Source organism: Undibacterium sp. RuRC25W, from assembly GCF_049339825.1.
Lineage (GTDB): Bacteria > Pseudomonadota > Gammaproteobacteria > Burkholderiales > Burkholderiaceae_D > Undibacterium.
The window spans coordinates 104,085-115,967 of the sequence record NZ_JBMPPD010000007.1 but is presented as its reverse complement, the minus strand read 5'-3'; the positions used below and the strand labels follow the sequence as shown (position 1 = coordinate 115,967).

Sequence of the window (11,883 nt, the reverse complement as noted above, 5' to 3'; positions counted from 1 at the left end):
AAAGGCGCAATTCGTTCCCATTGATCATCTCTCAACATCAGTCGCAGCATCGTTTCATTCTTTAAAATCTAGAATGTAAACACACTTCGGGAAAAGTTAACAGCTTTTTATATGTCAACACGCCCTAAAATAAATCCAATTGTTGTTTTTTTAATGAAATACACGAAAAAGACATCCGTTGTCAGAAGTAAGCAGCAAAGAAGAAGCGCCACCAGTGCACTTGGTTTTGCCTAAGTACCAACAAATCTCTTATAATCTTTTTTACATTAGATGAATTTCCTCAGTGCACGACCTAACTTATTTCCCCCATGTTCAATCCGCGCGTCTCCAATGACGAACTCACCCGATTGCTGAAAAAATTTGCCACCAAAAAAGGCAAATCAATGGAAGTGCGCAATGACCATCAACAGTTTTTTAACTATCTCAATGGGGAGCTCGATCGTCTTGTCAGAGTGACAGTTAACTATAACGATGAGCTGGCAACAGTCGCTCTGCAAGAAACTTGGCTAAAAATAATCAATTCAGCAGGCAAATATGATGCGACAAAAGCTTCCGTCAAAACATGGTCAAAAGTCATTGCCTATCGTTGCGCTATTGACGCCTTACGGGCGCACTATCAGCTTGTCGAAAACCGACAGCTAAACGAGAAAAAAGAAAATAAAAATAGTGCCCAATTAAAAAGCAATCCGCGGAAAAATAATGAGGCCGACAATGCGAGTGATGACGAAGAAAACTATTCACCTCCCACTGTAAAAGCTCTGCGTGAGGTTATTTCCGTGCAGGACGATCTTGATGCCCTCGGCAAAGACCTCGACAATCTGGTATGCCCCTTAATGCATACCGATGACATCGTCTACGAAAAACAATTGCAACTAGCAATTAAAGCGTGCATAGAATTGCTGCCGAATGATGGTGGCCCTAACTATCGGCAAGCGATGGAACTCTGTCTGGATGAGGATCTGCGTTATGCAGACATGACCGAAATTCTGGCTGCACAATCTAGACATCATGCCAATATCAATCTTGAGCAAGTCAGAAAATGGGTTACGCATGCAAAAATAAAAATGCAGGCGTGCATCTCCCAGAAGCTCGGATGGAACAATGACCGAAGCAAAGACAGGAACAACAAATGAATGACGATCTCCATCGTTTCCGCTCTCTTTGCTTTTTTTATGCATGCGGAAAATTAGACCCAAATGAAACCGCGTGGATGCAGCACATGTTGCAGTCTCATCCTGAATTACAAGCAGAACTCGAGGCTGATCAACGCTTAGTCACAGCAGCACGCGATGCGTATGCGGATGCGCTTGCGACTACAACCCCGTTGCTTCGTTTTGAGGATATTGCCGGTTCGTTAGAAACACCTCATCCTAGCATGACCGATACTGTTCGTGCATGGTTAGCCAATCTTTGGCAGTATCCAGTTCCATCTGGATGGGCTTTCACCGCGGTTGCAACCTTAGTCATCGCAACAGGAGTACAAACGTATCAATTACGCGAAGCTTCTCAGGAAAATATGCATAACAGTAACTATCGCGGACTGACTGGGGTTACCAGCGCAAACACGCCAGTACTGCAAGTGATTCTCTCTGATACCGTCACTGTGAATGATTTACGACGCGTGTTGCCCGATCTGAATTTGACGATTGTCTGCGGCCCAGATCAACAAGGTAGCGTCAACCTCGCCGTATTAAGCGGTACTTCTGAGCAAGCATTGATTGCACTCAAAGCGAGCAAACTCGCGATTGACGGGCACATACTCAAAGGCAATACACAATGCGGATCGCGTTAATTTTTTTTGCCGCATTGTGCTTGGTGCGACCAGTTTTCGCGGCAAGTATCGATTACCGCACTGCACCGAAATTTGCACTGGTGATAGGCAATACCAACTATGACGGCGCATTAAAGTTACGTAATGCAGGTAACGACGCACGCTTGCTCGGTGCTAAACTTCAAGATGCAGGGTATACGACGGAACTTCTGTTCAATACCGATCGTAAAACCATGTATGAAGCCATCGGGCGGCTTGCCGATCATCTCAACAAAGGCGGGGTTGGTGTTTTTTACTATGCTGGCCATGGCGTCGAAATCAAAGAGCGTAACTACCTGATTCCAGTCAGTGTATCGTTAAAAGAGATCAATATCATCACCCAGCAGTCCATCCCTATGGATTACCTGATACAACGTCTCAAAGAGAGTGGTGCGCATTTATCAGTCATTCTACTGGATGCGTGCAGGAATGATCCTTCAACCTTGCGCTTTGAAAAAACATATCGCGGCATTGCGCCTACTGGATTTGTTCCAGAGAAGCCAGCCAACGGTATGCTCATTGCCTACGCAACACAACCTGGAGAGCGTGCTCTGGATGGAGAAGGTCATAACGGACCCTTTGCACTCGCGCTAGCCAATTGGATGACAAAGCCAGGGATGATATTGGAAGATGCTATCAAACACGTCATGACGGATGTCCGCGCCACAACCAAGGATGAACAACGCCCTTGGATGGCAACATCACTCGTTGGACACTTTGTTTTGGTCCCTGCGCCGAATCAGCACATTGAATTGACCGCAGCCAAATCCGAACAGCATCTAGATGCCAGCCTCACTCGTAGCCAACCATCAACACCCGCGAATGAAGCAAAACCAGCACTCAGTCAGTGGTTTGAATTGCTCAATAACGATGAACAAATGAAACTCACAGCCGATATCAATCGTCAGGCCGCTTCACTCAATCAAGATGATTTACCAAAGCTGACACAGCAAGCCAGAGGCGGAAGTGTTGTTGCACAATCCGTGCTTGGTCTTGCCTATCGCCAAGGATTTGGCGTCGGTATGAAGCAAGTCAGAAGTAATCAACAGGCAATAAAATGGCTCTTACTGGCTGCCGATCAGCATTTGCCATTTGCGCTCAATGAACTAGGTGAAATGTATTACCTGGGACAAGGTGTGCCCAAAAATAGTAGCAAGGCGCGCACCTATTTTGAGGCAGCGATCGCACAGCATTACACACCGGCAAAGCTGAACTTGTTTCAGTTACTGAGCGAGTCTAGCCAGATGGACGCAGCAACGATGGCGGAGATGTTGAAAAATACGCTGCACTAAAATAGCCAAGATAAACCGGGCTATTTTTACGAAAAATAACGGTACAAATAACATCGATTAGGGCGCCATGATCGATGTCTCTTTATCGATTCCCATCTCCCTCGAAAAAATAAGGGCGGCATGCGCCAGCAAACGGATAATTCGTTTCAAAGAAAACGTCAACTGCGATACATCGCTATGAAACAGTTCCACTGTAAACCAGACCGTGTCTTTCGTTGTGTATCCTTTGACGACCTTTAATTTACGATTGATGTTATCGAGAAGAAGGAGCGCCTGATTCAATTCTGGTTGTTCGTTGATCTGCCAGACGTTAGGCAAAATCACTTTAGAAAAATGACTGTCTTTCTGATCAAAGCACAATGCATAATCTAGCCCTTCGGATTTAAAAACAATGTCGCCATCAGCGTCGATTGAAGCTGGAAAACCCTCGCTATTGAGATAGTCTAATAAATGATCGGTCTGGCTGGTATCAGCCATCAATAAATGTTGATGCAATGTGTTCATCTTGTTACCCCTGAGTCTGGCGTACCAGAAAAATATGATGACAACCGTGACACACTATCTTACGCAACGAGTGTGCTTATCGATGACGGTTGCCGATATAGATCGCGCTGTCTATCAACAACGCTTAGTTCTTATTCGCTGGCAATGAGTAAAAGCGGAAATCTATTTTCAATTTTCTGGCGCGAGGTGAATATTTCAACAAGGTTGATCCGTCATTAATGGCGCTTAGCCGACGCAAAAAGTACGACGGCCGTAATAACGCAAAGCACAGAGACGATGTGATTCCACTGTATTGCCTCGTTAAGAAAAACATAGCCCCCAGTCAGTGCAAACAGCACAGAAAAGCCATTCATTAAAGCGACACCTTTCCCAAGTCCATTTTGTACGATTAATTTAATTTGGAAAGGTGCAATCAGCATCTGCAAAATAATCCAAATAAGCAGCCACTCTTTGCTCATACCGGCAAAAAACGTCGGTGCACCGCGCAAGTTTCCACGCGCATAAATATCCAATGCCGAGAATCCGAGTTGCACAACTGCAATATATAAAATAGGAAATTTTTTGATATGGAAATTCAACATTGACGTCAGTTTCATCATGACCTCATTAAAATAGCAATTAAAATAAAAACGATAGCCAACCATTCACGTCTACTTAACACCTCGCCATGTCGCCACGCAACAAACGAGGAAACAGAGATCGCCGAACTGGAAAACATTAATGAAGCGCCAGCGATGGGGACGACAAATACCGCGAACAAACGTAGCATCAAGCCACAAAACCGTGACACCAGATAAATCGGCAACCAAACACGTAGCGGATTAGAAAGCAATGGTGCTGGCTGCCGTCTGATATGTGCATCAGCGGTCGTAATGAAGACTTGGGCCACTAGGGTAATAGCAAGAGGAAATAGCGTTGTCATAGGTCGTCAGTAATTTGAGTAAAAATTCGCTATCATGGCTTTCAGTATGGCCATTCATGCGACTGCATTCAGACAAATAAATCCTGGGCAAAGAAATCTGTTTTGATTCAATTGAAACGAGATTTTTAATATCTAGTCTCCTATTCGTTATTTCTTTTCAAAACCGGAAATCAATTTCAACATAAGCTGACACTTATCTTTTTTGCAGTCGATCACCGTCATATCAGCGATCTCCGTATCAGTCTCATGTGTTTGTAGTGTTCAGATGTGTGTCAATCAGGACGTCACGATGAAGTTATTCCAGATTACACAGGACGCGTTGTGTAACGCCATCCGCCGTGCTCAGGCAACTAAGTTTAGGCTGCGTCTTGAGATCGTTAATGGCAAAGTCACGTTACGCATTGCAGATAACGCAGAGGCTTTGCCTGGCCTCGTGCCAGCGTGCGTGGCTAGGTGATGAAGCAAAGGACGGCAAAAACGATCCCCCAGGCAGTACAGCGCGTGTTCGATGGAAGAACTTGGCTATCTGACGGTATTCGCGAAGATCTACTTCATCGGATAACGACAGATGTCGGTGATGCACCTGGGGATCCCTATCAGTCATTGTCCGACGGTGAACTCCCTGTCTTTGGACTGATAGGCAAAGATCAACTTAAGATCAACTGCTTGAAATCAAGGCTTCTGTTGCTCAGCACGCCAACGCATTGCACTGTAAATACGCTTTCTTGGACTTGGATGATCGAAGAACATCAATTCCTCGACATCACCAGGGTTTGATTTGCGGTATTGCGTCAATTTCAGCATCGCTTCAGCAAACCCTAAAGGCTCGGCAGAAGCGTTGAGACCGAATATATCTGCTTCTACTTCCTGTGTACGGATCAACGTATTATTGATCGGCGTGGCGATAAACATAAACACCGAAAACCAAACGATAAACAATGGTAATCCAGCGATATCGGCATAATCCTTAATGCCCAAAGCGCTACCCCATTTTTCGATTGACCAATCCAATGCCCACTTCACAAAGGCAAAACCAATGACCAGCACGATGCCAATTTCCATCCAGCCTTTATAGATATGGTTCATCGTATAGTGGCCCAGCTCATGTCCTAAAACAGCCTTGATTTCGCTGATGGTGCTGCTCTTGAGTAAATTGTCATTCATGCGGACGGCTGCAGATCCAAAAATACCAGAGACATTCGCACTGACGCGGTTACTCTGCTTGGAGGCATCGAACTGATACAAGTTATCAATGGGTACGCCATTGGCACGCATCATTGCCATGACGGGATCTTTGATGCGCGCATCGGCAATGGGCTTATAGGTATTGAATAAGGGATCGATATACGTGGGCGATAAGAGCATCAGGACGCCAATCAGCGAGATGGCGATGCCAGCGCCCCAAATCCACCAGCTGCTACGGGTACGTCTGAGGGCGATGTACAACATACCGATCGCAATGCCCATCCCTATGGTCGATATGCTAAGCATCAACATATTCTCCATGAACCAATCGACTGCATTTAAGTTAGACAGTCCATAAAAATGTTCGCGATAGTAGCCTTCATAGACCATCAGCGGAAAAGTGATCAGTGAAATTAAACAGCTATAAACGATTGCTGTCGCCGTATCAATGAGCCACTGAACGCGTAATTTTGCGGCAAGCCAATCACGAAAACCGACCAGCACTTTGCTACGCAAGAGGATCACTGCGGCAGCAATCCCGACGATTAGGTCGACCAGTTGCAACCAATATCCACCTTCAAAATAAGCATCAGATCTCGCTTTGGCCGCTGGCGATATCCGTGCCATATAGGCCGTGGTTGCAGCCTCGGGATCGCGCGGTAACGCTGCGCGCCATGCGTCATCGACTGGCGCAATCTGTGCTGTCGCACGCGAGGTCGCACCTTGCGATACAGGTGCGGTAAAGGCGATCAGTATAGAAAAAATGAAGGATAGCGTGATCACTATCCAGATGAGTTTTTTACTCAATTGAGTCTCCATTCATGGTTTGGTGCGTTGTTATTCAACCTGCAAGAACTGCGGATATCGCTGGCGACATGAGCCATGCTATGAGACCAGAGTTTTTTTACTTTTCAATAAAATGTGAAAACGATAAGTCAAGGCTTCTTAAATTGCAATAAATTAATATATTTAGAGTCTATTCCCTCATATCGTATGACACCTAAACATGGCATTGAAAATCTGCACAAGTAAATACTGATAGTACTGATAGCGTTACCGAAATTTGCGCTTAGCAATATATTCTTATTCTGGTCATTAAAATAAAATGCTAAGTAATAGCAAAGGCATAGCAAAGGCATAGCAAAGAAAACATCATGATTCGCTGACACTGCGTTTTTAGCTCATTTGCGGGAACTGTCGGCAGAAAAAAATAAATGCTATTAGTGGCATAATGTGGCTCGGGGTCATGTACCCCAGAGTGCAACCCTATCCCGGTTTGCCTCCGTCGTTTGCTATCTGCATAGGCATCAACATGAGTACGCTTGAATCCGGATCCAAAACCACATCGACCAGCTGCACTGTCTACTTTGACGGTGCATGCCCCATCTGCTCCAAAGAAATCAGTACGTACCAAAAATTAAAAGGGGGAGATCACATCCAGTGGGTTGATGCAAGTGTCTGTCAGGATCAGGAACTAGGCGACGAACTCAATCGACAATCAGCACTTGCTCGCCTACACGTGCGCGATGCACAAGGAAAACTGGTCCATGGTGCAGCGGCGTTTGTCGAAATGTGGAAGCACTTACCTGCCCTGTCTTGGGTGACGCCGTTACTCTCGAACCGCATTGCGATTGGTCTACTTGATCTCGCGTACAACCTGTTTTTGCGCCTACGTCCGCTATGGCGTAAAGCTTAAAACATGTCCTATTTTTCTAAAAACCTCATTCGTCTGCCGATAAGGCATAAGAAATATTTCCGATAATATCGTCCATCGAATGGGTGGATTGTCACGCCTATGTAACTTTACTCCAATAGCATCGCAGGGTTAAAACCAGCATCGTTAGTAATGACTGTTTTCCCTTCAATGCCAGGAGCACACTTACATGAAATATCCTTTAACTATGATTGCTACGCTAACTGCCAGTTTGATACTGGTCGGTTGCGGTAGTTCATCATCAGGCAATCCAGCAGCGCCAGCACCCATCGCTGCAACCCGCACCATCATTATGGTATGGGATGGCTTACGACCAGACTCGATCAATGCAACAGACACGCCAAACTTATATGCTTTGCGTCAATCTGGTGCCAATTTCACTGACAACCATTCAACGTATCCAACCTTCACGATGATGAACGGTTCGTCGTTTGCGACGGGTTCTTTCCCTAAGACCAGTGGCTTTTACGGCAATACATTCTGGACGCCGCCACAAGGAACGGGTAACACGATTCCAGCTGGCAATAGTGCAGGTGGTACCGCGCAAGATTACGTTGATCCCGTCTTCACAGAAGACTACCAAGTGCTGACAACGCTCAATAACTACTACAGCGGTCAGTTGTTACTCGTGAAGAGTCTGTTCGCGACAGCACAATCTGGCGGTCTGGTCACGGCAACAGTAGGTAAAAGTGGTGCTGCTTACATCCAGGATTTGGGTAAAGGTGGCTATTTCATCGATGAAAATACCGTCTCTCCGCGCAGCCTCGTTACTGAACTGCAAACTGCAGGCTATGCGTTACCAAAAAATGTGACCAATGCGTATTCAGGTACAGATGCCGTCACACTCGCATCGACCAACGGCAATCCAACAGCGCGTGCTGGTTACATTACGTTCAATACGACTGCATTTGATCCAAACGGCGCATTAGCAATTGCTTCTCGTGATCCAAGTGACACCACACAAGGTGCACCGGAAGATGCGGCGAACAAATACATGATGTCTGTCTTTACATCGTATATTTTGCCAACAAAAAAACCGATGCTGTCATTGATCTGGTTCCGCACACCAGACAACGTCGAACATGGTTATGGCCCTGGATCGGCGAACGCTAAAGCGGGTCTGCGTTCACAAGATACACGTCTGGGTGAGTTGATTACCGCATTGCGCAGCAATGGTATGGATAGTTCAACAAATATTGTTGTCGTCTCAGATCATGGTCATTCCAGCGTTTCTGGCCCATTGAATCTTTACCCATTGCGTAACATTAATGCGTCGACAACACTGCCAAACGGTGGCTTAGTCAATGGTTCAACCAATGGCACCAATACCGCTAGTATCGGTGCTGTCACGACGGCTGGTGGCTATTCATTCTCTGGTGATGTCCGCTCTGCCGATTTGCTGACCTACCGTGGGTTCAACGCCTATGATGGTACAAAATGTGCCGTATCGCCAATGTACGGTTTGAGTGCGACAGGTGTGCCAACCTTACCAGTGAAACTCGATACGACGGGTGCGCTTTGTGGTGCAGCTAATACGAAATATCAAGCGATCAGCGCTACGCTGGCTAATCCTGTTGCGGCCTTTGCAGTACCTGCTCCGGGTTCTTTACCAGCAAACGGCATTGTCGTCGCAGCCAATGGTGGTTCAGATTACTTCTACGTTCCTGGTCACGACGCAACAACAGTCAAAAATCTGGTGAAATTTTTGCAGCAACGTCAAGAATACGGCGCCATTTTTGTTGACAGTCGTTATGGCAACATTCCGGGCACATTGACGATGGCACAAGTGAATCTGGAAAACGCCAGCCGTCAGAACAATGGACAGCCAGACGTCGTTGTCAGCTTTAGCTGGGACAGCGCCGTATCTATCCAAGGTATGCCGGGGATTGAATTTGAAAGTTTCAGCGCGGGTCAACATGGCATGCACGGCAGCTTTGGTGTGAGTGACGTTCACAATACACTGATCGCATCTGGTCCTTCTTTCAGTACAACAACGGTTGCTAATCCTTCAGGTAACGTTGACGTCGCTCCAACCGTTGCTTACTTGTTGGGCTTATCCATGCCACAGGCTGATGGTCGCGTCTTGAATGAAGCGTTGGTAACGCCAGCGAGCAAATCAACAGCTGCTGTTGTTGCGAGCACGGTCACGCCAACAAGTCCAGCGACAGGTCTGCGTTTTGAGTTGCCGACAGATCCAACAGGTGCAACCGCTGATACAACGCTGACCTCTGGTAGCTACAACATCAACCTCGGTGTCAAAGATCTCACCGTTGATGGCAAGACTTATCGTTACTTTGATTACGCAAAGGCAATTCGGCAATAATGATATTTTCTATCCCTCGTAACGCGATGGGATTCAGATCACTGCTCGCGATATGCTCTATCGCGGGCTTTTTTCCTCTGAATGCCCACGCAGACACTCTCAGCTTCAACCAAGTTTTTAGTGATAAAAACGAAGGCAAACGCTTGCATTATCAAGCGACGTTCACGGCTAAAGGCGAAGATCATCAGCTCGAAGTATGGCGCGATGGCGAACGCCGTTTAAAACGTCGTACAGATGATCGTGTTGAAATTTACGCCAGTCGTAAGCCAGGTGATGCTGAATACAGTATGTCTATTTTGGATTTGAAGAAGCATATTCACACCAGAATTGACCGCACCAACCTGTACCGGATTGGCAATTTTACCGACTGGTTTGATCTCGCGCATGGGTTAAAACATCCTAAGGGTGACTATCGCCTGACGATAGCCACCGCACCAGCCAGCGCACCGGCGGCATTGGATGCTTGCAAATGGTACGACTTGACGCAGGCTGACCATACGACCCACATTTGCTGGAGTCAACGTTATCGTGTACCGATGTTGATCATGACGTCCGACACACAAGTAGCATGGCGGATCACGGCATTAGATCAAAAGGCAATCCCTGCAAATACGTATGTAATTCGGGACGAAGGTTACATCCACAATGATGCTAACCAAGATATCGAAAAAGACTAACTCACAAGCTGGTCAGTAGTTCGTTATTGAGCATAAAAAAACCGGCGCTACGAAACGTCGGTTTTTTTATATCTCACTCACCACTGTTTCAATGACCAGTCGGAGCAATTAAATCATATCAAACGTATGCAATACCAACCAGGCATTCGCGCCTGAGATCAGTATGAATAAAATCCATGCTGTCACTTGCACCAGCAATGAACTCTTGAATTGCCCCATCAATTTTGCATTCCCTGCCATCTTAATCATGGGGTACATCACGAACGGTAATTGCAAACTCAGCACCACCTGACTCAGAATTAAAAGTCGACCAACCGAATGTTCACCCCCTATTGTGACCCCGATCAAAGCGGGAATTAAAGCGAGTCCCCGCGTCACAATGCGCCGCTGCCAGCACGGAATTTTCATTTGCAAAAAGCCGTCCAGAATCACTTGTCCTGCGATGGTACCCGTAAAGGTTGAACTCTGACCCGAAGCCAGCAAGCCGATGCCGAAAATCAATCCAGCGAACGCACTTCCTGTGACTGGATCAAGCAGATGGTAAGCATCATCTAATTCCATCACTACCGATTTTCCATGAAAAGCTGCTGCTGCCAATATCAGAATGGCGGCATTAATGAGCAATGCAAAAAATAAAGAAATGATGGAATCAAGATTGGCAAAGCGGATTGCTTCGCGACGACTGGCAACGCTAGGCCCGATTTTTCTGGTCTGTACCACGGAAGAATGCAAGTAGAGATTGTGTGGCATGACAGTGGCGCCAAGGATACCGATTGCGAGATACAAACCATCGGCATTCTGTAGCGCTTGCAGAGAAGGAAGCACGCCTTGCGCTGCACATTCCCAACACGGACGCAAAAGAACCAATTCAACCAGCAGACAAATACTGATGGTAGCTATCAGTCCCAGAATGATCGCCTCTACCTTACGAAATCCTGCTCCTTTTAAGCCCAACACAAAAATAGTATCGAGAGCGGTGATACCGATCGCCACAGGTAACGAGACACCCAGAATCAACTTAAACGCAAGCGCACATCCAAGCACTTCAGCGATATCACAAGCGATTATAGATAGTTCTGCACATACCCACATCACCATGGCAGTCGGGCGTTTGTACTGTTCACTACAGAGTTTAGCAAGATCTTTGCCAGTGACGATACCTAATCGGAGACTGATACTTTGCAATAACATCGCTGCCAGACTGGATAAGACAACGACAAACAACAATGCATAACCAAACGAAGAACCAGCAGAAATCGCTGTCGCCCAATTCCCCGGGTCCATGTATCCAATCGAGATTAACAAGCCCGGTCCAGCAAAACGAAGAATTTTCTTCCAGACCGGATCAGTGGCGACAACGGTGATAGTCCCCGTCACTTCGGATGGGCAGAAGGGTGCTGTGGCAACGGTGGGCAACTTAAACACTAACGATCCTTTTCCGATAATACGTGCTATG

12 protein-coding genes are annotated in these 11,883 nt (G+C 46.5%); 7 read left to right on the top strand and 5 right to left on the bottom strand.

Features of this window, described 5'->3' with window-relative positions; translation table 11 throughout:
- The first annotated feature begins 383 nt into the window (after positions 1 to 383).
- The 3 genes from ACO0KV_RS05580 to ACO0KV_RS05570 are packed head-to-tail and all read left to right on the top strand — an operon-like array spanning position 384 to position 3,102.
- On the top strand, positions 384 to 1,133 hold the full coding sequence (locus ACO0KV_RS05580; RefSeq protein WP_423040722.1) for an RNA polymerase sigma factor: 750 nt from the start codon (positions 384 to 386) through the stop codon (positions 1,131 to 1,133).
- The gene (locus tag ACO0KV_RS05575) at positions 1,130 to 1,792 is read left to right on the top strand and encodes a hypothetical protein (protein ID WP_423040720.1); all 663 of its coding nucleotides are present in this window, start codon (positions 1,130 to 1,132) and stop codon (positions 1,790 to 1,792) included. Before ACO0KV_RS05580 ends, ACO0KV_RS05575 begins: the two co-directional genes overlap by 4 nt.
- On the top strand, positions 1,777 to 3,102 hold the full coding sequence (locus ACO0KV_RS05570; RefSeq protein WP_423040718.1) for a caspase family protein: 1,326 nt from the start codon (positions 1,777 to 1,779) through the stop codon (positions 3,100 to 3,102). Before ACO0KV_RS05575 ends, ACO0KV_RS05570 begins: the two co-directional genes overlap by 16 nt.
- A 57-nt stretch (positions 3,103 to 3,159) precedes the next feature.
- Here ACO0KV_RS05570 and ACO0KV_RS05565 read toward each other — a convergent pair whose 3' ends face one another.
- The 3 genes from ACO0KV_RS05565 to ACO0KV_RS05555 form a co-directional block, all read right to left on the bottom strand.
- On the bottom strand, positions 3,160 to 3,606 hold the full coding sequence (locus ACO0KV_RS05565) for a hypothetical protein (protein ID WP_423040716.1): 447 nt from the start codon (positions 3,604 to 3,606) through the stop codon (positions 3,160 to 3,162).
- A gap of 215 nt (positions 3,607 to 3,821) precedes the next feature.
- Positions 3,822 to 4,205 (bottom strand): hypothetical protein, encoded by a 384-nt coding sequence (locus ACO0KV_RS05560; RefSeq protein WP_423040714.1) that lies wholly within the window; start codon positions 4,203 to 4,205, stop codon positions 3,822 to 3,824.
- Positions 4,202 to 4,528 carry a hypothetical protein gene (locus ACO0KV_RS05555; protein ID WP_423040712.1) on the bottom strand — a complete coding sequence of 109 codons (327 nt, stop codon included), beginning with the start codon at positions 4,526 to 4,528 and terminating at the stop codon, positions 4,202 to 4,204. The genes ACO0KV_RS05560 and ACO0KV_RS05555 overlap by 4 nt, the downstream gene beginning before the upstream one ends.
- A 289-nt stretch (positions 4,529 to 4,817) precedes the next feature.
- On the opposite strand from ACO0KV_RS05555, the gene ACO0KV_RS05550 reads away from it, so the two are divergent.
- Positions 4,818 to 4,985 carry a hypothetical protein gene (locus tag ACO0KV_RS05550; RefSeq protein WP_423040710.1) on the top strand — a complete coding sequence of 56 codons (168 nt, stop codon included), beginning with the start codon at positions 4,818 to 4,820 and terminating at the stop codon, positions 4,983 to 4,985.
- A gap of 215 nt (positions 4,986 to 5,200) precedes the next feature.
- Here ACO0KV_RS05550 and ACO0KV_RS05545 read toward each other — a convergent pair whose 3' ends face one another.
- Positions 5,201 to 6,520 (bottom strand): M48 family metalloprotease, encoded by a 1,320-nt coding sequence (locus ACO0KV_RS05545; RefSeq protein ID WP_423040708.1) that lies wholly within the window; start codon positions 6,518 to 6,520, stop codon positions 5,201 to 5,203.
- Between the two features lie 505 nt (positions 6,521 to 7,025).
- Between ACO0KV_RS05545 and ACO0KV_RS05540 the strand changes: the two genes are divergently transcribed.
- The 3 genes from ACO0KV_RS05540 to ACO0KV_RS05530 all read left to right on the top strand — a co-directional run bounded on the left by ACO0KV_RS05540 (position 7,026) and on the right by ACO0KV_RS05530 (position 10,427).
- Complete coding sequence (locus ACO0KV_RS05540) at positions 7,026 to 7,409, top strand: thiol-disulfide oxidoreductase DCC family protein (RefSeq protein WP_423040706.1); 384 nt, start codon at positions 7,026 to 7,028, stop codon at positions 7,407 to 7,409.
- A 187-nt stretch (positions 7,410 to 7,596) separates the two neighbouring features.
- Positions 7,597 to 9,750, top strand: a complete 2,154-nt coding sequence (locus ACO0KV_RS05535; protein ID WP_423040704.1) for an alkaline phosphatase family protein — start codon at positions 7,597 to 7,599, stop codon at positions 9,748 to 9,750.
- A complete protein-coding gene (locus ACO0KV_RS05530) occupies positions 9,750 to 10,427 on the top strand; it encodes a hypothetical protein (protein WP_423040702.1) in 678 nt (225 codons plus the stop codon). The genes ACO0KV_RS05535 and ACO0KV_RS05530 overlap by 1 nt, the downstream gene beginning before the upstream one ends.
- A gap of 108 nt (positions 10,428 to 10,535) precedes the next feature.
- Here the strand turns inward: ACO0KV_RS05530 and ACO0KV_RS05525 are convergent, their stop codons facing one another.
- Positions 10,536 to 11,852, bottom strand: coding sequence for an Nramp family divalent metal transporter (locus tag ACO0KV_RS05525; protein WP_423040700.1), 1,317 nt, complete (start codon positions 11,850 to 11,852; stop codon positions 10,536 to 10,538).
- Between the last annotated feature and the right edge of the window lie 31 nt (positions 11,853 to 11,883).

Excerpts from the sequence above, each read along its gene's own strand:
- ACO0KV_RS05580 (WP_423040722.1), top strand. The coding sequence starts at position 384 with ATGGAAGTGCGCAATGACCATCAACAGTTTTTTAACTATCTCAATGGG.
- ACO0KV_RS05535 (WP_423040704.1), top strand. The coding sequence starts at position 7,597 with ATGAAATATCCTTTAACTATGATTGCTACGCTAACTGCCAGTTTGATA.
- ACO0KV_RS05540 (WP_423040706.1), top strand. The coding sequence starts at position 7,026 with ATGAGTACGCTTGAATCCGGATCCAAAACCACATCGACCAGCTGCACT.
- ACO0KV_RS05570 (WP_423040718.1), top strand. The coding sequence starts at position 1,777 with ATGCGGATCGCGTTAATTTTTTTTGCCGCATTGTGCTTGGTGCGACCA.
- ACO0KV_RS05550 (WP_423040710.1), top strand. The coding sequence starts at position 4,818 with ATGAAGTTATTCCAGATTACACAGGACGCGTTGTGTAACGCCATCCGC.
- ACO0KV_RS05575 (WP_423040720.1), top strand. The coding sequence starts at position 1,130 with ATGAATGACGATCTCCATCGTTTCCGCTCTCTTTGCTTTTTTTATGCA.
- ACO0KV_RS05530 (WP_423040702.1), top strand. The coding sequence starts at position 9,750 with ATGATATTTTCTATCCCTCGTAACGCGATGGGATTCAGATCACTGCTC.
- ACO0KV_RS05555 (WP_423040712.1), bottom strand. The coding sequence starts at position 4,528 with ATGACAACGCTATTTCCTCTTGCTATTACCCTAGTGGCCCAAGTCTTC.
- ACO0KV_RS05560 (WP_423040714.1), bottom strand. The coding sequence starts at position 4,205 with ATGATGAAACTGACGTCAATGTTGAATTTCCATATCAAAAAATTTCCT.
- ACO0KV_RS05565 (WP_423040716.1), bottom strand. The coding sequence starts at position 3,606 with ATGAACACATTGCATCAACATTTATTGATGGCTGATACCAGCCAGACC.